At 64.2% G+C, this 21,468-nt stretch carries 16 protein-coding genes, 1 tRNA gene and 1 pseudogene; 6 read left to right on the top strand and 12 right to left on the bottom strand.

The window, feature by feature from the left end:
* Positions 1-152: 152 nt before the first annotated feature.
* Positions 153-1,310 (top strand): GNAT family N-acetyltransferase, encoded by a 1,158-nt coding sequence (locus RFN28_RS03460; protein ID WP_320285972.1) that lies wholly within the window; start codon positions 153-155, stop codon positions 1,308-1,310.
* A 123-nt stretch (positions 1,311-1,433) separates the two neighbouring features.
* On the opposite strand, the gene RFN28_RS03455 is transcribed toward RFN28_RS03460, so the two are convergent.
* Together RFN28_RS03455 and RFN28_RS03450 are read right to left on the bottom strand one after the other, a co-directional pair.
* Entirely contained in the window at positions 1,434-2,660 is a 1,227-nt protein-coding gene (locus RFN28_RS03455) for an FAD-dependent oxidoreductase (protein WP_320285971.1), read from the bottom strand.
* A complete protein-coding gene (locus tag RFN28_RS03450; RefSeq protein WP_430677136.1) occupies positions 2,657-3,457 on the bottom strand; it encodes a WecB/TagA/CpsF family glycosyltransferase in 801 nt (266 codons plus the stop codon). Before RFN28_RS03450 ends, RFN28_RS03455 begins: the two co-directional genes overlap by 4 nt.
* Positions 3,458-4,040: 583 nt before the next feature.
* On the opposite strand from RFN28_RS03450, the gene RFN28_RS03445 reads away from it, so the two are divergent.
* The 5 genes from RFN28_RS03445 to RFN28_RS03425 all read left to right on the top strand — a co-directional run bounded on the left by RFN28_RS03445 (position 4,041) and on the right by RFN28_RS03425 (position 9,687).
* Entirely contained in the window at positions 4,041-5,294 is a 1,254-nt protein-coding gene (locus RFN28_RS03445) for a sarcosine oxidase subunit beta family protein (protein WP_320285970.1), read from the top strand.
* A 13-nt stretch (positions 5,295-5,307) separates the two neighbouring features.
* Entirely contained in the window at positions 5,308-5,577 is a 270-nt protein-coding gene (locus RFN28_RS03440) for a sarcosine oxidase subunit delta (RefSeq protein WP_320285969.1), read from the top strand.
* On the top strand, positions 5,574-8,456 hold the full coding sequence (locus RFN28_RS03435) for a sarcosine oxidase subunit alpha family protein (RefSeq protein ID WP_320285968.1): 2,883 nt from the start codon (positions 5,574-5,576) through the stop codon (positions 8,454-8,456). Before RFN28_RS03440 ends, RFN28_RS03435 begins: the two co-directional genes overlap by 4 nt.
* Positions 8,449-8,973 carry a hypothetical protein gene (locus RFN28_RS03430; protein ID WP_320285967.1) on the top strand — a complete coding sequence of 175 codons (525 nt, stop codon included), beginning with the start codon at positions 8,449-8,451 and terminating at the stop codon, positions 8,971-8,973. The genes RFN28_RS03435 and RFN28_RS03430 overlap by 8 nt, the downstream gene beginning before the upstream one ends.
* A 132-nt stretch (positions 8,974-9,105) precedes the next feature.
* Positions 9,106-9,687 (top strand): TetR/AcrR family transcriptional regulator, encoded by a 582-nt coding sequence (locus RFN28_RS03425; RefSeq protein WP_320285966.1) that lies wholly within the window; start codon positions 9,106-9,108, stop codon positions 9,685-9,687.
* 114 nt (positions 9,688-9,801) lie between these two features.
* On the opposite strand, the gene RFN28_RS03420 is transcribed toward RFN28_RS03425, so the two are convergent.
* The 10 genes and pseudogenes from RFN28_RS03420 to fdnG form a co-directional block, all read right to left on the bottom strand.
* Positions 9,802-10,239 (bottom strand): CBS domain-containing protein, encoded by a 438-nt coding sequence (locus RFN28_RS03420; protein WP_320285965.1) that lies wholly within the window; start codon positions 10,237-10,239, stop codon positions 9,802-9,804.
* A 550-nt stretch (positions 10,240-10,789) separates the two neighbouring features.
* Positions 10,790-11,230 carry a hypothetical protein gene (locus RFN28_RS03415; RefSeq protein WP_320285964.1) on the bottom strand — a complete coding sequence of 147 codons (441 nt, stop codon included), beginning with the start codon at positions 11,228-11,230 and terminating at the stop codon, positions 10,790-10,792.
* A 55-nt stretch (positions 11,231-11,285) separates the two neighbouring features.
* A tRNA-Sec gene (locus RFN28_RS03410) sits at positions 11,286-11,381 on the bottom strand.
* Between the two features lie 126 nt (positions 11,382-11,507).
* Positions 11,508-13,334 (bottom strand): annotated as a pseudogene (selB, locus tag RFN28_RS03405) (selenocysteine-specific translation elongation factor); the annotation flags it as partial.
* Positions 13,331-14,119, bottom strand: a complete 789-nt coding sequence (locus RFN28_RS03400; RefSeq protein WP_320285963.1) for a tetratricopeptide repeat protein — start codon at positions 14,117-14,119, stop codon at positions 13,331-13,333. The pseudogene selB and the gene RFN28_RS03400, both read right to left, overlap by 4 nt.
* Positions 14,106-15,524: an L-seryl-tRNA(Sec) selenium transferase gene (selA, locus tag RFN28_RS03395; RefSeq protein ID WP_320285962.1), complete on the bottom strand. Its 1,419-nt coding sequence runs from the start codon at positions 15,522-15,524 to the stop codon at positions 14,106-14,108. Before selA ends, RFN28_RS03400 begins: the two co-directional genes overlap by 14 nt.
* Before the next feature lie 7 nt (positions 15,525-15,531).
* Positions 15,532-16,449 carry a formate dehydrogenase accessory protein FdhE gene (fdhE, locus tag RFN28_RS03390; RefSeq protein ID WP_320285961.1) on the bottom strand — a complete coding sequence of 306 codons (918 nt, stop codon included), beginning with the start codon at positions 16,447-16,449 and terminating at the stop codon, positions 15,532-15,534.
* A 104-nt stretch (positions 16,450-16,553) separates the two neighbouring features.
* Positions 16,554-17,258 (bottom strand): formate dehydrogenase subunit gamma, encoded by a 705-nt coding sequence (locus tag RFN28_RS03385; protein WP_320285960.1) that lies wholly within the window; start codon positions 17,256-17,258, stop codon positions 16,554-16,556.
* Complete coding sequence (fdxH, locus tag RFN28_RS03380) at positions 17,245-18,195, bottom strand: formate dehydrogenase subunit beta (protein WP_320285959.1); 951 nt, start codon at positions 18,193-18,195, stop codon at positions 17,245-17,247. The genes RFN28_RS03385 and fdxH overlap by 14 nt, the downstream gene beginning before the upstream one ends.
* A gap of 12 nt (positions 18,196-18,207) precedes the next feature.
* Positions 18,208-21,294 carry a formate dehydrogenase-N subunit alpha gene (fdnG, locus tag RFN28_RS03375; protein ID WP_320285958.1) on the bottom strand — a complete coding sequence of 1,029 codons (3,087 nt, stop codon included), beginning with the start codon at positions 21,292-21,294 and terminating at the stop codon, positions 18,208-18,210.
* Positions 21,295-21,468: the final 174 nt, after the last annotated feature.

Below are 21,468 nucleotides of genomic sequence, written 5' to 3'. Positions count from 1 at the left end.
CGAACCGGCTGAGCCGCATGCGCCCAGCCACGGTGCAACGCAACATTAGCATTTTACGCATATACCAAGATTCCAACTATCCCGGCGACCGATCTTGACCTGAAGCGCAAGACGTCGTCGATAGACCGCTGTTCCCGCCCGGTTCGGATCACATGTTTGAAGTCACTGTCGAGGATGCGTTCGATTTCCGTTCGACGGAATACGCCGAGCTCTTCGCCAGTTCGGCGGCGACCGCCTTCCAGCATCCCATATGGCTGGCGCAACTGTACGAGAAGATCGTGCGGCAAGGCGGCGCCACGCCGCTAGTCATCGTCGTTCGCGCGCGCGTAAGCGGGAAGCTCGCGATGATCCTGCCTCTGGTGAGGCGCCGGTACACGCTGCTGAGGGTCGTGGAATTCGCCGATATGCGGGTTTCCGACTATGTGTCGCCGGTCGCCGACGAGGAGACGTTCGCCCGCATCCTCGCCGACAGCCGCACGGTCGCCGCCATCCGAAAGCTTCTGCGGCCCTACGATCTCCTGCGCATCGGCAAGCTGGCTGACCGCTCGCTGGCGATGGAACGGCTGTTCGGCATCGACAAGCGCGACAGCATGGGCATGAGCGCCTATTCCAGCAAGCTGGAGCCGACATTCGCCGGCTGGCGCGAGCATCGGCTGGACCAGTCCTATCGCAAGGAGCTCGACAAGAAATCCCGCCAGCTCAACCGTATGGGGGAGGCGCGCTTCGAGTGCGTGGGCGGCCCGGACGCCATCCGCACGACGTTCGATGCCCTCAAGCTCTATCGCGGCAAACGCTTCGACGGCAGCAATGGTCCCGCCGACCTCCTGCAGGTTCCTTCCTATTTCGATTTCTACCTGGCCGTCGCCAATGAGGGATGCGGCGGTTTCGCCCGCACCTACGCGTTCTGGATGAACGGCCGGCCGATTGCCGGGGCGCTGGGCCTCGAGCATCGCGGCTCGCTCCTGGTCATTCTCGGCGGCTTCGACGAGGCCGGCTACAGGAAGCAGTCGATCGGCAGCCTGATGTTCGAGCAGATCGCCCGCGACTGTATCGAGCGCGGCGATCACCACCTCGATTTCACCATCGGCGACGAGCCCTACAAGCGCATCTTCGGCGGACGGCCTTCACCGATGTGGCAGATCTACCGTGCTGGGAGTCCGCTCGGCTATGCGGCGCATCTGACGGTGGAGAAATTGCCGGCAGCCAAGGCATTTGCCCGGCGTGTCCGGGAAGCGGCGCATGGCAAGAAGGCCAAGCCGGCTCCCGTCATGGTGCCCCCGGCTCCCGACGAGGCAACCGAATCTTCCTGAAATCTGGCGGTCGAAGCGAATCGGTTTGAATGCTTTACGCGCGCTTCGAAGTCGCGAATTGGCCGGGCACCTTGATGCACGGGCGCGGCCATCTGGCGTTATGTGCCAGCCGACGGTCCGCGATCAGGAGGCGGCTTCGACCTTCGGCCGCTTGAGGCCGCGCAGCCTCGCGGCGAAACTCGGGCTCAGGTTGTCGATCTCATGCAGGATGCGGCGGCGGCTGAAGTGGACTTGCCGGCGCGCGCGCCAGCGCAGGTCGGTATCGATGGTCAGGCTGCGGCGGAAATTCGCGAGTTGGAGCGCATGTTCGTCCATCGCCAGCTTCGCCGGATCGTCATAGAAAGCGGCGATCTTCGCCGCCGCCATGCCGGGCGTGGCCATCCATTGCGGCACGTGAACCATGCAAAGCCGTTCGACATCGGTGAGCAGCCGGCTGACGCCGGTTCCGGCAGCGGGACAGGATGTCTGATAGGCGTCTCCGATCAGGACGACGCCATCGCGCTTGCAGTTCTCGGCGACGGTGAGGTCGGTGAGCCAGCTCGAGACGCGGTCGATGACCTCGAAATCGCCGAATGCGTTGACAAGTCCCGGGAGCGTTTCGGTGAGCGTTTCGCGGGGACGGTCGCGCAGCGCTTTCACCCACGGGTCGTTATGCTCGCGGAAAACAAAGAGATTGGCGCGCGTGACGCCGCCGGCCGGGAAGAAGTTCAGGTAGTCGATGCCGTCGGAGACCCGCTCGCCGTAATAGGTCAGCGCCGGGTGCTTGAAGGCGCTCGCGCCCGCCGGCCGGATATTGAAGCCGAAGGTCAGCGACTGCCGCTGGTGGACGAACCGGCGCTCGATGCCGAGGTCGCGCCGCAGAATATCCCCCATGCCAGTAGCGAGCACGAGGAGACGAGCCGTCACATCTTCCTGCCCGATGATCGACACACGCTGGCGCTCGGGGCCCGCCTCAACCGCGCTTACCCGGCCGGCAATGAAGCGCACGGTCTCGGGCAGCTCGGCGCGCATCGCGCTGACGAGGTCATCGTAGAAAATGCCGTAGTGGCGGGCGCGCGTGCGGTCGAGCACACGTCCCTTGCGCACGTTGACGATCTCGTCGAATGCCGCAGCGGCCGCGGAAAGACTGTCCAGGAGGCCGATCCGGCGCAGTTTTTCAATCTGGTCGCCGGCGATCTTCTCGACACGGAATTCGCGTGGAAAAACGGCATAGCGGTCGATCAGGGTGACACGGTAGCCCGCCCGTCCGAGGAGGGTTGCGGCAAGCGTCCCGGAGAGCCCGCCGCCAACAATGGCGATCTCGGTGTCGGCTCCCACCGGCAGCGGACGAGGCGAATGTTCGGCTGTCATTGGGAATACCTCAACAAGGCATAGAGAGCGCGGGGATTGGTGGTGAAATAGCGCCAGAAGAGCCGGCGCGGCTCCATCAGCATGCGCCAGAGCCATTCGAAGCCGGCCTTCTGGACCCAGAGCGGCGCGCGGCGGACCTTGCCGGCGACATGGTCGAAGAGCCCGCCGGAGGTCTTGATCACACCGACATTCGAGAGCCGCGGCGCATAATCGCGGACAAAGATCTGCTCGCGCGGAACGCCGAGGCCCAGCCACAATATGTCCGGCGCCAGCGTGTTGATCTCGTCGAGCTTCTTCTCAAGCGCATCGCCGGTGAGATAGCCGTGGCTGTGGCCGACGATGCGCAGGCGCGGATAGCTGGCCCTGATCGCCGCTACCGCCTTGGCGTTGCCGGCCTCCGTCGACCCCAGCAGGTAGAAGGTCGCGGCCTCGTTCTCGGCCAGCCTTGCAACGTCATGGAACAGATCGGTGGTAGCCACCCGTTCGGGCAGCGGCGTGCGGCACAAGAGGCGCGAGGCGAGCACAAGCGGCTGGCCGTCCGCGAAGATCTGATCGGCGTCGCGGAAGAGGGCGGCTATTTCCGATTTCGCGCGCGCCTGGGCGATGACTTCGCCATTGGCGGAAGTGAAATAATAGGGACGGCTGCCGCGGCGGTGCTGCCGCGCCGCCGCGATCATCAGGCGGGCGGCGCCCTGCCGGTCGACCACCGTGACGGGCAGGCCCCCAAGCTGCACTGTCGGCAATGCATGCAGGTCCTGCCGCGAAGGTGCTGCGTCCAGCTTCGCTACGGCGGTCACGCTTGCGTGCCCGGCTGGAGTCTGATGGTGCAACCGGGGCAAATGAGAGGTCTCATGGTTTGCGGGCGTCAAATTCTGGCTGGGATAGAACGGATCCGATCCACTGTTCGTAGCGCAGTCTTCTTCAAAATCTCTTTTTGCACTTTCTAAAACTTTCCGCATAGGAGAAGTCGCCCCATTCTCCGATATTCAAACTACCCCCTTCATGGCACCATAAGTAAAAAAATCAAAAAGTTAAGCGATATATTAATAGTTAGTTAATGCCTCAAATCTTCTTAAAAATTTAGATAAAATACTATGGTTTGCGGTTCAGGCACTGGAGGCGCCGTCATATCCGACATTCGCTTAGACGCCGGCATTCCCCAGTCCATAGGTCGCCTCCGCACCGAATGGACACAGGTGTACATTCGCGCTAAGTTCACGCTGCGCCGGAGTCGCCGGCGTTCGTCGATCAGCAGCGGACGGAAGGGATCATGGGGTTTCGAGGGCGGTGCGAACCGATTGCGCGGGCTTGGCGCTGGGTCACCGGAGCCGCGTGCGGATACGCGCCAAGTCAACCATGCGGTGAGGCGGGTTCGAACGCATGACAAGACACTATTCGGCGCTTTCGCTCCTCAGGGAAGGCATCGCCGGCCAGACCGGATGGGAAAAGGCCTGGCGCTCCCCCGATCCGAAGGCGAGCTATGACGCCATCATCATCGGCGGCGGCGGCCATGGTCTCGCCACGGCCTATTATCTGGCCAAGAACCACGGCGTCACCAACGTGGCGTTGCTGGAGAAGGGCTGGATCGGCGGCGGCAACACCGGCCGCAACACCACCGTGGTGCGTTCCAATTACTTCTATCCCGAAAGCGCGGCGATCTACGGGCTCGCCCACAGCCTCTACAAGACGTTGTCGAAGGACCTGAACTACAACGTGATGTTTTCCGCGCGCGGCATCCTGACCCTCGCGCATAGCGAAGCGGGCATGGAAACCGCCGCCCGGTCCGTGAACGCCATCCAGGTCAACGGCATTGATTGCGAGCTGTTCTCGGTCGAGGACGTGCGACGCGTCGTGCCGATCTACAATTTCGGTCCGGATGCCCGCTACCCGGTCTACGGCGGAACCTGGCAGCCGAGCGGCGGCACCGCCCGTCATGATGCGGTGGCCTGGGGCTATGCGCGCGCCGCAAGCCGTCTCGGCGTCGACATCATCCAGAACTGCGAGATCACCGACTTCATCATCGAGAACGGCCGCTGCCGCGGCGTCGTCACCTCGCGCGGCGCGATCCGCGCCGAGCGCACCGGAATGGCGGTGGCCGGCCATTCCTCGGTGCTGGCGGCGAAGGCGGGGTTCCGGCTGCCGATCAATTCCTACGCGCTGCAGGCCTGCGTGTCGGAGCCGGTCAAGCCGATCCTCGACACGGTGGTGATCTCGCCGGACACGGGCGTTTATGTCAGCCAGTCGGACAAGGGCGAACTGGTCATCGGCGGCGCGCTCGACCGCATCCCCTCCTACGGCCAGCGCGGCAACCTGCCGGTGCTTGAGGGCGTGATCGCCGGCATGCTCGAAATGTTCCCGATCTTCGGCCAGCTGAAGATGATGCGGCAATGGGCGGGCATCGTCGATGTCGTCCCTGACTCCTCGCCCATCATCGGTGAATCGCCGCTCCCCGGCCTGTTCCTCAATTGCGGCTGGGGCACCGGCGGCTTCAAGGCGATCCCCGCCGGCGGCACGCTGCTTGCCCATCTGCTTGCCACCGGCAGGCACCACGACATCAGCCGGCCCTTCGATCTCGACCGCTTCGCCCGCGGGCGGCTGATCGACGAGGCCGCCGGCTCCGGCATTGCCCATTGAAGGTGTAGAAGAGATGCAGCTCTTTCCCTGCCCGTTCTGCGGGCCGCGCGAAGAAAGCGAATTTCACTATGGCGGCGAAGCCGGCAATCTGAGGCCCGACGGCACCGACGTGACGGCCGAGCGCTGGGCCGGCTATCTCCATATGCGCGACAATCCGAAGGGGCCGACCCGCGAGATCTGGATGCATCTGACCTGCGGGGAGTTCTTCGCGATGAGCCGCGACAGCGTCAGCCACAAGGTCTCGGGTTCTTCCGCGCTCGGCGAAACGGAGCACGGCGCATGAGCGCGTCCCGTCTCGCTAGTGGCGGCAGCGATATCGATCGCGCCCGCCCACTGACCTTCTCCTTCGACGGCAGGCGCGTCGAAGGTTTTGCCGGCGACACGATCGCCTCCGCCTTGCTGGCCAGCGGCCAGGCCGTTGTCTGCCGCAGCTTCAAATATCATCGGCCGCGCGGCATCTGGGGTTCGGGTGTCGAGGAACCCAACGCGTTGGTCGATATCGAGGGCGCGGGCGGCCGGGTGCCGAATGCGCGGGCGACGACTGTGCCGGCGAGCGACGGTATCGTCGTCAAGAGCGTCAACGCTTCGCCAACGGCGCTGGCCGACCGCAACGCGATGCTGGACCGTTTTGCCCGCTTCCTGCCGGCCGCCTTCTATTACAAGACCTTCATGTGGCCGGACTGGCACCTGTTCGAGCCGCGCATCCGCGCCATGGCTGGACTCGGCATCGTCGACCACGACTGGAAGCCACGTGAGGCCGCGGACCAGATCAACCATCATTGCGACGTCCTGGTGGTCGGTGCCGGACCGGCTGGCCTCGCCGCGGCTGCCGGCGCCGCGGCGGCTGGGCACTCGGTCGTCCTGGTGGACGACTGGACGCATCCCGGCGGATCGCTGCGCCACCGCGCCGGCAAAGTCGATGGCATGGAAGGGACGGCGTGGGCCGAGGCTACCGTGGCCAGGCTGAAGAGCGACGGTCAGATCGTGCTCATGGAAACGACCGCCTTCGGCCTCTACGATCACAATCTGGTCGCGCTCAACCAGCGGCACCGCGACAGCCGGCCTGACACGCTGTGGCGCGTGCGGCCACGCCGCATCGTGCTGGCGACGGGGGCGATCGAACGGCCCGTTCCGTTGGCCAACAACGATCTTCCGGGCATCCTCTCTGCCGACGCCGCACTTGCCTATCTGCGCCGGCATGGCGTGCTTGTCGGCCGACAGATCGTGGTCGCGACCAACAACGACAGCGCCTACGAGCCGGCCTCGGCGCTGGCGGCGGCCGGCACCTCTGTGACGGTTGTCGATTGCCGGCGTGACGCCGGCGCGCAAGCGAAGGCCGGTATTCGCATTCTGCCGGGGCGCACGATTGCGGCGGCGCGCGGCCGCAATGCGGTCCAGGGTGTCCTGCTCGATGACGGCACGGCGCTCGCGGCCGATTGCGTGCTCGTCTCCGGCGGCTGGACGCCCACGGTGCACTTGTTCTCGCAGGCCAAGGGCAAGCTCGCCTGGAGCGATCAGCTCGCGGCTTTCGTTCCAGGTGAGTCTGTCGAGGGGATCGGCGTAGCCGGCGCCGCAGCCGGCACGGTCTCGCTTTCCGAAACCTTGGCCAGCGGTGCGGCGGCCCTCGGCCCGTTCGGCTCCTCGTCGACGCCGGCGCCCCGCAGCACCGGCGCGGAGGCGACGCTGGGCGTCGTCAGCCTGTGGCCGAAGCCCAAGGCCAAGGGCCGTGTGTGGATCGACTATCAGAGCGACGTCACCGCCAAGGACGTCGAGCTTGCGGCGCGGGAGAACTTCGTCTCCGTCGAGCATCTGAAACGCTACACGACGCTCGGCATGGCAACCGACCAGGGCAAGACGTCGAACCTGAACGGCCTGGCGCTGCTGGCCGATGTTACCGGACGCGCCATCGCGGAAGTCGGCACCACGACCTACCGGCCGCCATTCACGCCTGTCCCCTTTGCCTGCCTGGCCGGAGCGCGCCGGGGCAGCATGCACCCCCCGGTCCGCCGCCTGCCGCTGGAGGCGAACCATCGCGCGGCAGGTGGAGTCTTCCAGGAATATGGCGGCTGGCTGAGGCCGGCCTATTATGGAGGCGGCGAAGCCGGAGCCGCGATCCGGGAGGAGGCGCGGCGCGCCCGGCAGTCCGTCGCGCTCTTCGACGGCTCGACGCTCGGCAAGATCGAAGTGATCGGCCCGCGCGCGCCCGAATTCGTCGACTTCATCTATTACAACACCATGTCGACCTTGAAGCCGGGCTATTGCCGCTACGGTTTCATGCTGTCGGAAAACGGCGTCGTGTTCGACGACGGCGTTCTCGTCCGTCTGGACGAGCACCGCTTCATCGTCTCCTGCTCGTCGTCGCATGTCGCCGCCGTCCATGCCCGGCTCGAAGAGTGGCGGCAGGATCGTTTTGGCCGCGATGCGGTCTATATCCACAACGCCACCGCGCAATACGCCACCTTGACGGTGTCGGGGCCGAACGCGCGCGGACTGGTGGAAGCGCTCGATCTGGGTGCTGCGCTGGACGAAGCCAGCCTGCCGCACATGGCCGTAGCGGCCGGCCGTTTTGCCGGCGACGAGGTGCGCATCACCCGGGTCTCCTTCACCGGCGACCGAAGCTACGAAATCTCTGTCCGCGCCGATCGGGCCGAGGCGCTTTGGATGCGGATGCAGCAAGAGGGCCGCGCGTTCGATGCCGTTCTGCTCGGGCTCGAGTCGCTGATGATCCTGCGCGCCGAGAAGGGATATATCGTCATCGGCAGGGACACCGACGGCAACACCATGCCGCACGACCTGGGCGTGGCGGGGCCGCGCACCAAACGTACAGGTGAATTCGTCGGCCGGCGCTCGCTTTTCACCGAAGCGGCGAACGGCGCCAATCGCAACCAGCTTGTCGGCCTCGCGGTCCGCGAAGGTGAGGCGCCGTTGGCGACCGGCGCGCATGGGGTGGAGAAAAGCGGGGGCCGCCTGAGGAGCATAGGCTTCGTCACCTCCAGCTATCGAAGCCCGACCCTGGGGCGCCCGGTCGCGCTGGCGCTCATCGAGCGCGGCGCTGCGCGGCATGGGGAAACGATCGACGTTCAACATCTCGGCGTCGTGCGGCAGGCAACGATCGTTGCGCCGTGCGCCTTCGATCCGGAGGGGAAGCGGCTCCATGCGTAACCTTGCCGAAAAGTGGCCGCCGGCGCCCGACTGGGCCACCGCGGTGCTGAACAAGGGTGGCATCAGCGTGCGAACGCCTGGCGGGCTGAACCAGCTCCTGGTCAGCGGCGACCCCGCAGCCTGGTCGCAGGCCTCCGGTCTTGCGGGCGAGGGCGTTGGAGCCGGCGCGGTTGCCAGCGGCGACGCTTATGTCGTGCGGATCGCGCGCGATCGCATTCTCGCCGTCGGCGAACGGCCATTGCCCATTGCGGCCGGCTGGCATGAGGGCGGTTTCGCGGTTTCGATCATGGATGCCGGGCTGCATGTGTTCGAGATCGAGGGGCCGGGTCTGGCTGAGCTGGTCGCCAGGGCCACGACACTCGATCCGCAGCAGGCAAGCCGTTCGGCTTCGGTGCTTTTTGCCGGCCTCAATGTCTTGTTCTACCGGTTCGGCCACGCTGACCGGGTTCGGCTCCACGTCGATCGCGGCTTCGCGCCTTACCTGTGGGAATGGCTCGAACAATCATCAGGATTGTAGGGCTGCTGTTTCAGGTCTATCTAGCCGGCGGTTAAATTTGGTCGGGCCGCGATGCTCTCAAATTCCAGTGCTGATGAAGTCGCGCGGCGGCCCGGTCTGACCGGCAACACCAAGGTGACGCGCGAGGACTGGATGAAGCTCGCGCTGGAGACGCTGATCTCCGAGGGCGTTGAAGCCGTTCGTGTCCTTGCGCTCGGGCAGAAGCTGAACGTCTCCCGCTCCAGCTTCTACTGGTACTTCAAGAGCCGCCAGGACCTGCTGGACCAGTTGCTGGACTATTGGCGCAGCAACAACACCCGTTTCATCGTCGAGCAAGCGGGCCGGCCCGCCGCATCGATAACGCAGGCGGTGCTCAACGTGTTCGAATGCTGGCTGGATGAATCGCTGTTCAATCCGCGGCTGGATTTCGCCGTGCGGGCCTGGTCCAGCCAGTCGGCCGAGGTGCATCGGATCGTCAACGAGGAAGACGATGCGAGGGTCGACGCCATCCGCGAGATGTTTTCACGGCATGGCTACCAAGACACCGAGGCCTTCGTGCGAGCGCGCGTGCTGTACTTCACGCAGATCGGCTATTATTCGCTTGAAATCGTCGAACCGGTGAGCCGGCGTCTCTCGCTGACACCGGCCTATCTCCTCACCCACACAGGCAAGCAACCCCTCGAAGGGGAGGTCGAGGCCTTTGCCGAAAAGATGCGGCGCATGGCGCGAATCTAAAAAGATCGCGACGCGCTTGAGGTCCAAGCAGCCGCGGCTGGGCGGCCTTGCCCGGCCGATGTCAGCCGATGCTTCGCAAAGACCGATGTCGCATTCTCAGTTGGCGATCGTCAGTCAATGGGCAGTCTGCGAATGCTGGCCGCCCGGCATCGAGATGCCGCTCAATGCCGCTCCAGCCTCTGCCATCTCGCCATTCCTCGCGAGATCGCCAAGGGAGACGATGCCGACGAGTCGCTTGTCTCGGTTGAGAACTGGCAGTCGACGCACCTGCAGGTCGCCCATGTTCTCGAGAACATGCTCGATCTCCTCGTCATCGAAACAGTATTTGACCTCCGAGCTCATGACATCACGCACCTTGGCGTCAGGTCCCTTGCCCAACGCTATCCCGCGGATGACGATGTCACGGTCGGTTATCATGCCGACCAGCCGATCACTGTCGGCCACGGGAACGGCTCCTGCGTCAAGCCTGTCCATCATCTGCGCTACATCGCGAATTGACTGTTCGGGATTCGCGATCTTTACATTCCTTGTCATGCAACCGCCGATTTTCATTGTACTCTCCCATAGGTACGAACCCGCCGCCGGATCGGTGTGTTTGACGAGGAACTAACTATTCGCCGGTAGCGTTCCATCACAAACTGGGGTCGCGATTCCGCGCATCGCGACAACATATCCACCGGATCGAGCGTCGATTCTTCGCGGCCCGCCCGGGTAAGGCAGGTATCAAATCCTGCATTCGTTTCTGAAGCAGGGCTCCTGACTTTGCGTGGAACCGCAAACTTTCTCCCAAGTTGTGCAGGGAAAGGAACCTGCACAATGCCGAAATCACCGAAACGGGAAAAAGCACGCAAACCAACACCGTATAACCCCAATCCAAAGGACAAGCCGCCGAGGGACACGCGTGAAAGCCCGACGCCGAACCCGGATGGTCCTAGCGAATTACCCGATGCGAGCACGCGAGAAGAGGTCGCGACAATCAGGCCCAATCTGAAGCGCTAGCGAGCTATCCGAGCTGAGATCGGGGATGTGATCGGTCGCGGTTGCGCCGATGGTTCTTTGTGCCTGGAAACCCTGATCTGCAGGTTTTCATGAACTTGTATTTTCAGAAATCGACAACAGGCGTGTCCGGTATTTGCTGCTCAAACAGGGCCCAAAAGCTGGAGCCCCGGGTTTCAGAATACCAATGCTCAAACTCCGCGAGCGCGGCGTGAATGCTGGCTGATTGGTCTCTGCTTGAGTCCCCGTACATTGCCTGTGCGACCGGGCCAAAATGCGAGATCACCTCCAAGCGCGCATCGCTGTCTGCATTCCAGCCGAGGCGGCTGCGCAAAGCGGCGAAGGCGCTCGCCACGGCGATATCCTCACTTTCCGCCGGGGCCATGGCATCGGCGATCACCTGCATGAGGTTGAGCCGCCTGAAGGCGAATGCGCGGTCTTGCTCCAGCGCCGCAATCCGCCTTGCCGCCTCGTGCCGGAAACTGGTCTCCGCAGCCTTGGCGGCCTCAGCCGAAGTCGTCAGTTCAAGCAAAAAGGCTGCTGGCATCGCGTCATCTCCTCGGAGATATCCGACACATGTTCATGGCCAGGCTTTAAGAAGATGGCGGAAGAGAGTGGGAGTCGAACCCACCAAGGACCGGCTCGCGGCCCCTCCCGGATTTGAAGTCCGGACGCCCCACCGGGGACGATGCTCCTCCAGAACCTTCTGCCGGTGGACCATTGTCGTCCTGACGGCGAAACAGGTCCAGCCGATGTTTGTTGATGCGCCGCAGGTCGCCGCGCCGCAAGGTGACGCCGTGTCGGTCGAGAAATTCGAGGATGTGAACGGCAACCTTGCGCCCGCTGCCCGCACTGTCGCGAAACTGTGCGGCGCTGAACTGCCCGTCATGCTCGGCCGCCAGATTGCAGACGATCTCGACGATCTCAGCCAGCGCCGAGCGAAGGAAGAAGTGATCATGCGCAACTTCATGGACCATGCCGATGCGCCCGGTAAGTTTCAGAAGCTTGCGGATTTCCGCTTCCGGCCTGCCAAGCTCGCCCGCGATGTCGCGCACTCTTGGGGGCTGGAATCTGACCGGGCCGGCTATCAGCGGCTCGATCTGACGCCATAGTGCTTCCTCTCTGGCCGCGAGACGGACCTGATGGCCCGGAAGCCGTATCCACGCGCCGTCGAGCTCAATCTGGCCGACGCGGACGAGACTTCGCATGGCGGCAGCGAAGGCCGGCGCGGGAAGACAGGGATCGAGCTGAAGGCGCAGCTTTTCGATGCCGATGCCCGGCAAATCCGGGTTCTCTGCATGAAAGGTCTCCAGGATCGTGCTCAGGTCGCGCTTGAACCGAGCCCAACGCATTGACGAGACCGCGAACTGCGTCTCACCGACGGAAATGGTGGCAAGGCCGAGACGATCGATCAGGCTTGCGACGTCATCGGCACCGAGCGCGCGATCGCGGGCGAAGGCTCCCAGGTCCAGGCAGCGGGGCGGTGTGTCGAGGAGCGCGGCGACGGCCTTTTCCGGAACAGGGATAGCTTGCGCTTCGAGTCTAGCCAGCCGTTCCGGTGAACGGCGTTTCCGGCTTGGCGCCCGAAGATCGATGAAGCGCCCGCCGCCTATGGTTCGCTGCGCAGAGGTGTCGCGCATCACGTAGGCGTCGCCGGCCACAGCAGCGATCGGGCTTTCCAAAACGATCTGGACCTTGGCCGTGCCGCCGGGCGCTATAGGCTCATCGCCGAGAAGAACGATCCTGGCCCCGACCTCGGCCGCGGCGTGATGGAGCCGCACCGGGAACCATTGCCCGATCGGCTTTCGCTCGCTGCGCAGCACACGCAGCTCGGCGTCGATCCTATCCGTCGGCGCGTGAAGCGCGGGATCGAGGATCACATCCCCGCGCCCGATCGCCTCCTTGCTGACGCCGTCACCGGCCAGATTGAGCGCGCAACGGCTTCCGGCGCGGCCGCGCTCGGCTACCCGGTTCTGGGCATGGATCGAGCGAACGCGCGCGGCAAGTCCCGACGGGCTCACGACGACGCTGTCGCCGACACCGACGGAGCCTGAAAGGACGGTGCCGGTCGCGACCGTACCGATGCCGTGCAGGGTAAAGCTGCGGTCGACCGCCAATCGAAAGCGGCCAGAGGCTGAGCGTCCGTCAAAGCGCAACGCCTCTTCGAACAGCCGGCCCTTGAGGTCATCTATGCCTTCGCCCGTGACCGCGGACACAGGGATGACCCCAGCCTCCTCCAGGACAGTGCCCACGAGGGCGGAGCGGATATCGGCGGCGACAGCCGCGCGTCGTGCCGGCTCGGCCAGATCGCACTTCGAAAGCACGACCAGCCCACGCCTGACACCAAGGAGATCGATGATCGCCATATGTTCACGCGTCTGCGGCATGACGCCGTCGTCGGCCGCCACGACCAGCAGCACGAAATCGATGCCGCTGGCGCCGGCGACCATCGTGTGCACGAAGCGCTCATGACCGGGAACGTCGATGAAGCCGACGACGTCCCCGCTCGGCGTCGGAAGATAGGCGAAGCCGAGATCGATCGTCATGCCTCGCGCCTTCTCTTCCTGGAGCCGATCCGTGTCGACGCCGGTCAGCGCATGCACCAGCGCCGTCTTGCCGTGGTCGACATGTCCAGCCGTCCCGACGATCATGGTACAGGCCCCTCGAGCGACGATGTGGCGCGGCGCTCGGCCTCGGCGATTTCGTCCGCGGTGAGCGCAGCGCGCGCCGCGTCCATGTACCGGCCTGCGAGGACGCTGCCGCCTGCTTGCGCGCGCAGGAGCCAGCCGTAGGCTTCGACGGCGTCGGCGGGAACGCCGGCCCCGAGATGGTAGGCGGCGCCGAGCATGGCCTGACCGTCCGTATCGCCGAGCAACGAGGCCTTGCGCCACCAGCGGACCGCTTCGGCGGGATCGCGTGATACGCCGAGCGCATTGTGATAGAGCATGCCGACACGGGTCATCGCCGATGCGATCCCTTGCTTGGCGGCGGCAAGCGCCCAGCGTCGCGCTTCGGCAATGTCAGGCTCGATCACCTCACCCTCGAGCAGCATCCAGCTCAACATGTCCTGCGCCGGTCCGTCGCCCTGTTCGGCCGCGGCCTGATAGAGTTCGGCCGCGCGGCTATAGTTCTGCTCGATCCCTTCACCGCGGAAACAGAGCGAGGCGAGGTTCCGGAGCCCGACCGGATCGCCGGCTTCGGCGGCGAGCGTCAGCCAGCGGAAGGCAAGATTGCCGTCACGCTCGACGCCGAGGCCCTCGGCGAAGCAGGCGCCGATATTGTTTTGGGCGCGAGCCGATCCAGACCGCGCCAGCGGCTCCCAGATGCCGAGCGCTGTGGCGTAGTCGCCGCATTTGGCAGCGTCGAGGGCGACGGCTAACTGGTCAGCCACGGATCTCCGGGCCGGCTTGCGCGCGAGACGATCAAGCCACCGCACCGCCGCCTCCTGGAGAGAAGCTCGCGAGATTGGCCGCCAAGCCGGCCTCGTCCTCGAGGCAGCGCAGATCGAGCACGAGCGCCTGCTTTTCGATGCGCCCGATCACTGGAACGGGCAGCGCCCGCAATGCTGCCGCGAGCGCTTCCAGGGCCTGACCGCTTCCTGATCGGTGGCTGATGGCAAGCCCGGCGCTCGGCACGGTGTCGAGCGGCATTGCGCCCGATCCGACCTGGCTGCGGCAGTCCGCGACGTCCACTGCAAATTCATCGCCGAGAGCGTTGGCAAGGACGGGAGCGAGGCGCCGGGCCTGCGCGGCAATATCGACAGCGGGGCGCGCGAGCAGCCTCAGCGTCGGCAAGCGTTCCACCAGGCGATCCGGATTGCGGTAGAGCTTCAGCGTCGCCTCCAGCGCGGCCAGCCGAAGCTTGTCGAGGCGAAGCGCCCGCTTCATCGGATTTCGGTTGATCTCGGCAAGAAGATCCTTCCGGCCGACGATGAAACCTGCCTGCGGCCCTCCGAGGAGCTTGTCGCCAGAGAAGGTGACGAGATCGGCACCGTCGGCAATCGCTTCGCCCACGGTAGGCTCGTGCGTGAGTCCGTATGGTGTGAGATCAATGAGGGTGCCGGAGCCGAGATCGTGGATGAGAGGCACACCGCGCTCCCTGGCGATCGCCGAAAGCTCGCGCGCCGGGACCTGTGCCGTGAACCCATCGATCCGGTAGTTGGATGTGTGCACCTTGAAAAGAAGCCCGGTCGCCGGACCGATGGCCGACAGATAATCCCTGGGATGCGTGCGGTTGGTGGTGCCGACCTCGACGAGCTTCGCGCCCGCGCGGGTCATGATGTCCGGCATGCGGAAAGAGCCGCCGATCTCGATCAATTCGCCACGCGACACGATGGCCTCGCGGCCAAGCGAGAGCGTGTTGAGGACGAGAAGGACCGCGGCTGCGTTGTTGTTGACGACGGTCGCGTCCTCGGCCCCGGTGAGCTCGCGTATGAGGGTGCGCAGATGGTCGTCACGTTCGCCGCGTCTGCCTGTCGCGATGTTGAATTCGAGCGCCACTGCTTCGCGCATGACAGCGCGCATCGCCTCTAAAGCTTCGCCCGCGATGAGCGCACGGCCGAGATTGGTGTGCAGCACAGTGCCGGTCAGGTTGAAAACCGGGCGCAGCGATGGGCGCTCCGCGGCCTTGAGGCGGACCAGCGCGTCGGCGGCGAGGTCGCTCGGCTCAGGCACTGCGGCTCCGGTGCGGCAAGCCGCACGTGCTTCTTCGAGCGCATCCCGGATGGCGCGCGTCGCGGCCTGCTGCCCGAAGCGCTCGACCGCCGCGGCCGCGAGCGGTGTCCTCAGCACTCGATCGACTGACGGGAGATCGCGCAGGCGGTTTGTGGGCAGACTGGTCATCGCGCCCTCAATAGCCGATCAGGAATGGGTTTACGGATCCGCGGCGATAGCCGCCTTCGCGGACGAGGATGTCGAGCCCAAGCGTTGCCACGTCGTCGGCGACAGGGTCGAGGCCCGGATCCTTATGCTGATGAAGGATCTTCACATAGCAGCCGCAGGAATCGCAGGTCTCGGCCTTCACCGTACCCGGCCCGCCGTCGATCTCCTGGTAGCCGATGCCCTTGGTCGAGCCGCACAGCGTGCATTTGATGCGCACATAGTTCCACAATGTGCCGCACAGCGAGCAGGCGCAGAACCGCGCCCCGTGGGCGCCCTGCCAGCCGACGATGATCGAGGATGTCGGCGGGCTGCCGCAGGCAGGGCATGCGCCGTCGCCTACCGGCACCAGCGCGCGGGCATCGAGGCGGGCGGCGAGGCGGGCGAAGTGAACCTGCAGCGCGGCCGCGACGTAGACATGCTCGGCGAGCGCCTCCATGGGGATCGCGTCGGCAAGCACATTGCGCACCATGTCGCCACGCTTCGCCGGAGTGGCTTGCTTCAAACGGTCCAGCGCATCGGCCGCGGCGACCGTCTTCTTGATCTCCGACGCCGCGACGATCAAGCGGTCGAGCGTCTCGGCGGCCGTGTCGGGCGCGAGATTGCCGCGGTCGAGCGGCGGCATGCCAAAGCTGCGCGCACGCTCGCGCGCTGCGGCATCAGGCATCTCCGGCCCCGCCAAGCCTTCCTGTATGCGATGCTGCACATCGGCGAGAGCGGCAAGAAAGCGAAGATAGGGACCCAGGTCATGGCCTGCCGCCAGCGCGTTCCAGCGCTCAGCGCGGCGAGAGAACAGAGGCGCGGGCTCGGGAAGGCGGGCAAAAGGAGGAGCGGAGACTTCGCCAATGGCGGTGGGGTCGGATCCGGCCGGATTAATCTGTCTTGGCATTCGAACCTCACGAACCGCACGGGCCACGTGGTTGCCTGACCGGCGCACACAATCATGCGCAAACACAAAAACTAGGGCGGAAAGTCATCCCGCCAGCGCCAGCTCTATTCGGCGGGCTTCGATCCTGACGGTCTCGTTCCCTTTCTCGATTTGGTGACGAGCTGCCGCAGCCATTTGCGGTGATGCCGCCAGGCCCAACCGCCAGTCACCCGTCCGCGGGTCATGGCGGAAATGGTGCCACGCACCCAGATGGCCGAGTAGAAATGGACGATCCAGACGCCGATGATCACCACCGCGGCGATTGAGTGGACAAGTATGGCCAGGCGCTTCTGATCGATTGTCGTATACTGGGAAAAATATTGATCCCATGCCACCAATCCGCTGGAGATGAGGATCACAATCAGCACCGACATCGACCAGAAGACGAGCTTCTGGCCGGCATTGTACTTGCCGACCTCGGGGACATTGTCCTCGTGATTGGTCAACACGTCACGGAAACGCGCGAGCCATGTTCCGTCCTCGCGTCTCCACAGGTTGGCCTTCCAGAACCGAAGGAAAAGCCCAAGAAAGCTGAAGAAGAGCACGACACCGATCCACGGATGGATGAAGCGCGTGAACTGACCCCCGCCGAAAAGGCCGGACAGGAAGAACAGGCTCGGGTGAAACATCGAAAGGCCGGACAGGGCGAGCAGGATTAGGCTGGCCGCCGTGATCCAGTGGTTGATCCGAGCCCCCACCGTGTAGCGGTCCACGATAACCGGTTTGCCGGGATGTATCTGTTCGTTTGGCTTCAAGTCATCGGCGGCCATGGCTGTCGCCTTCCGTCAACTCTTCGGCGTGCTCCTCATCCGCCTCGGTTACCCTGTTCGGTCCCATGATCAGGTGGTGGAGCAGGCCGACACCGGCTGCCACGCCCAAAACCGTCAGGCCTGCATATTTGGTCACACCTTTCCACGCCTCCACCAGCGGACTGATCCTCGGCTCCTTCGGCAGGTCCGAGTAGATTTCCGGCTGGTCGGCATGATGGAGCACATACATCACATGTGTCCCGCCGACGCCTGGCGGATCGTAAAGGCCGGCATTGGCGAAGCCGCGCGACTTCAAGTCCTCGACGCGCTTGGCGGCCCAGCCTTTCATCTCCTCCTTGGTGCCGAACACGATCGCCTGCGTCGGGCATGCCTTGGCGCAGGCCGGGCCCTGACCGACCGCGACGCGATCCGAGCAGAGCGTGCATTTATAGGCCGTGTGGTCGACCGTGGAGATGCGCGGGATGTTGAACGGGCAGCCCTTGATGCAGTAGCCGCAGCCGATGCAGTTCTCGTGGACGAAATCGACGATGCCGTTCGAATACTGCACGATCGCGCCTGGCGCTGGACAGGCCTTGAGGCAGCCGGGATCGGCGCAGTGCATGCAGCCGTCCTTCCTGATCAGCCATTCGAGCTCGTTGGTCTCGGGATTGTCCCATTCGCTGTAGCGCATCAGCGTGAACATGTCCGGCGTCAGGTCGGGAGGATTCTCGAAGGCGCCGGTGAAGGCGCCGACCCGCGGGTGCGTGTCGTTCCACTCGATGCAGGCGGTCTGGCAGGCCTTGCAACCGATGCATTTCGAGACGTCGATGAGCTTGGCGACTTCCGTCAACCGCTGTTCGGGCGCAGGAACAGTCGACGCCGAGCGGCGGATAAGGTCCTTCTCGGAAAAACGCGGCGCCGTCTGCGTGGTTGAAGGATTGGGAAGGGGAGGAAACATCGCTTGCTCCTCCTATGCCACAGGCCCTGGCGCGGGCTCGATATTGACCAGGAACGCCTTGTACTCGGGCGTCTCGATATTGGCGTCGCCGACAAAGGGAGTGAGCATGTTCGGGCCGAAGCCTTTCTTCGCCGCTCCGGTAAAGCCCCAGTGCAGCGGTATGCCGACGATGTGAATGGTCTTGCCGTCGCAGATGAGCGGCTTGATCCGCTTGGTCACCATGGCCTTCGCCACAACCGAACCGCGCTTCGACCAGACGCGCACCCAGCCGCCCTTGGTGATGCCCCTCTCGGCTGCAAGTTGCTCCGAAATCTCCACGAAGAATTCCGGCTGCATCACCGCATTGACGATGACGTGCTTGGTCCAGAAGTGGAAATGCTCGGTCAGTCGGTAGGAGGTCGCCGCATAGGGGAACTCCTTGGAAGCCGCTTCGGCAAACTGGGCCATGTCGCCCTCGAATACACGGGCGGCCGGATTGCCGCGGACTTTGGGCGCGACCGGATTGACGATCGGTGACTCGAACGGCTCGTAATGCGCCGGGAACGGTCCGTCGCGCATCATGCCCCGGGTAAAGAGGCGCGAGACGCCTTCCGGGTTCATAATGAACGGGCCGACCTGATCGGGCTTCGCCGTCGGCACAATATCAGGTACGTCGTAACCCGACCACTTTTGGCCGTCCCATGCGATCACTTTGCGGCTTGGATCCCAAGGTTTTCCGGTTAGGTCAGCCGACGCCCTATTGTAGAGGATGCGGCGGTTGGCGGGCCATGAGAACGCCCATTTCGAATAGAAGCCGGCGTCGTCGGGATCGCTCGTATCCCGCCGGGCCATGTTGTTGCCGTTCTCGTTGAAGCAGCCGGAATAGATCCAGCAGCCGCAGGCGGTCGAGCCGTCGTCACGCAGCGCCGCAAAGGCCGGCAGCAGCTTGCCGGCCTCGGCCAGCACCTTCGTCGGGTCGGCCGCGTCAGTCACCCTGGCAAGCGCCCTGCCGTTGATCTCCTGGGCAAGCTCCTCGGCTTTCGGATCGCCGGGATCCGCATAAGGCCAGTTGAGCTTGACGATCGGATCGGGGAAGGCGCCGCCTTCCTTGGTGTAGAGCTCCTTCAGGCGCAGATAGAGCTGCGCCATGATCCAGGTATCGCGCTTGGCTTCGCCGGGGGGCGTGCCGCCGGCCCAATGCCACTGCAGCCAGCGTCCGGAATTGACCAGCGAGCCGTCGTCTTCGGCGAAACAGGTTGAGGGCAGCTGATAGACTTCCGTCTGGATCTGCGACGGATCGACATCGTTATACGGCCCGTGGTTCTCCCAGAACCGTCCCGTCTCCGTGTCCAACGGATCCATGATGACGAGGAATTTGAGCTTCGAGAGGGACTCGATCACCTTCTTCTTGTTCGGGGCCGCCTGCAGCGGGTTGAAGCCCTGGCAGAAATAGCCGTTCATCTTGCCCTGGTGCATCAGCTCGAAAGCGCGCAGCAGATCGTAGCCAGGCACGTCGAGCTTCGGCAGATAGTCATAGGCGAAGTCGTTCTCCGGCTTTGCTGCGTCGCCCCACATCGACTTCTGGAAGCTGACAAAGAACTTCCTGTAGTTCTGCCAGTAGCTCATCTGGTTCGGTCGCAACGGCTTGAAGCCGCGGGTCGACATGTAAGCTGCCAGATCCGGCTCCTTCTGCGTCGGCAGCGTGAGGTAGCCGGGCAGCAGGTTCGACATCAGTCCAAGGTCGGTCAGCCCTTGGATGTTGGAGTGGCCGCGAAGCGCGTTCATGCCGCCTCCGCGTATGCCGATATTGCCGAGAACAAGCTGCAGCATCGCCATGGCGCGGATGTTCTGCGAGCCCTTTGAGTGCTGGGTCCAGCCGAGCGCGTACATCGAGGTCATCGCCTTGGTGGGCGAAGAGGTCTCCGCGACCATCGCGGCCACCTTCAGGAATTTGTCCGTTGGCGTGCCGCAGATGCGCTCGACCATCTCCGGCGCGTAGACGGAGACGTGGTTCTTCACGAGGTTCCAGACGCAGCGCGGGTTCTGCAGTGTCTCGTCGACGACGGCAAAGCCGTCCGGACCTATGTCATAGTCCCAACTGGACTTGTCGTAGTCCCGCTTCGCCTCGTTATAGCCGGAGAAGAGGCCGTCCTGATATGTGAAACCCTCCTTGACGACATAGGTCGCGTTGGTGAAGGCCTTCACATAGTCCCATTGCACCTTGTCGTGCTGGATACAGTAGTTGATCAGGCCGAGCAGGAAGGCGATGTCCGTTCCCTGGCGGATCGGTGCGTAAAGATCCGACACCGAAGCCGAGCGCGTAAAGCGCGGGTCGATGACGATGAGCTTGGCGCCGCGGTTGGCCTTCGCTTCCGTGACCCATTTGAAGCCGCACGGATGCGCTTCCGCGGCATTGCCGCCCATGATCACAACAAGATCCGTGTTCCTGATGTCCGTCCAGGAATTGGTCATTGCGCCGCGGCCGAATGTTGGGGCGAGACTCGCCACCGTGGGGCCGTGTCAGACACGCGCCTGGTTGTCGAACACCAGCATTCCCGCGCTGCGCACCACCTTGTAGGTCGCGAACGCGGTTTCATTGGTCGATGCCGAGGCGGCGAGGAAGCCGGTGGTGATCCACCGGTTGACCGTCACCCCGTCATTGTTCCTCGCGACGAAGTTCTTGTCGCGATCGTCCTTCATCAGGCGGGCGATGCGGCCGAGCGCGTCTTCCCAGCTTATCGGCTCGAACTTGTCGGACCCGGGCTTGCGGACCATCGGATGCTGCAGGCGGGTCGGAGATTTCACGAAGCCGAGCAGAGCCGACCCCTTGGGGCACAAGGTGCCGCGATTGGTCGGATGGTCGGTATCGCCCTCGATATGGGTGATGTCGGCCTGCTCGCCCTTTCTAAGATCGCCCTTCGAATACAGGATTATGCCGCAGGCCACCGAGCAGTACGGGCAGGTGTTGCGCGTCTCGGTCGTGTTGGCGAGCTTGAAGGACCGTATCGCCGCCGCATGCGCGGCCTCGATGTCGGTGAAGCCGAGAGCCCCCAACGTCGTGCCGGCGAGACCCGCGCCTGCCGCCTGCAGGAGCGCGCGCCGTGATAGCTCAACATTCATCTGGATTTCCTCCCGAATTCCATGCCCATAGGGGCATCCAGAACCCAGAGATACGGACGCCATTTTGAGCCGAATTGGCGCAATGTCAAACTGACGAAGATTTAGGGCGCAGATCGGAGTCGGCAAATGGTTCGCGCAGGAAAATGCGATTGACGCTTTTCGCAATGCGGCACT

The organism is Mesorhizobium album (genome assembly GCF_033977205.1).
Lineage (GTDB): Bacteria > Pseudomonadota > Alphaproteobacteria > Rhizobiales > Rhizobiaceae > Mesorhizobium > Mesorhizobium album.
This window is presented reverse-complemented; position numbering and strand designations above follow the sequence as displayed.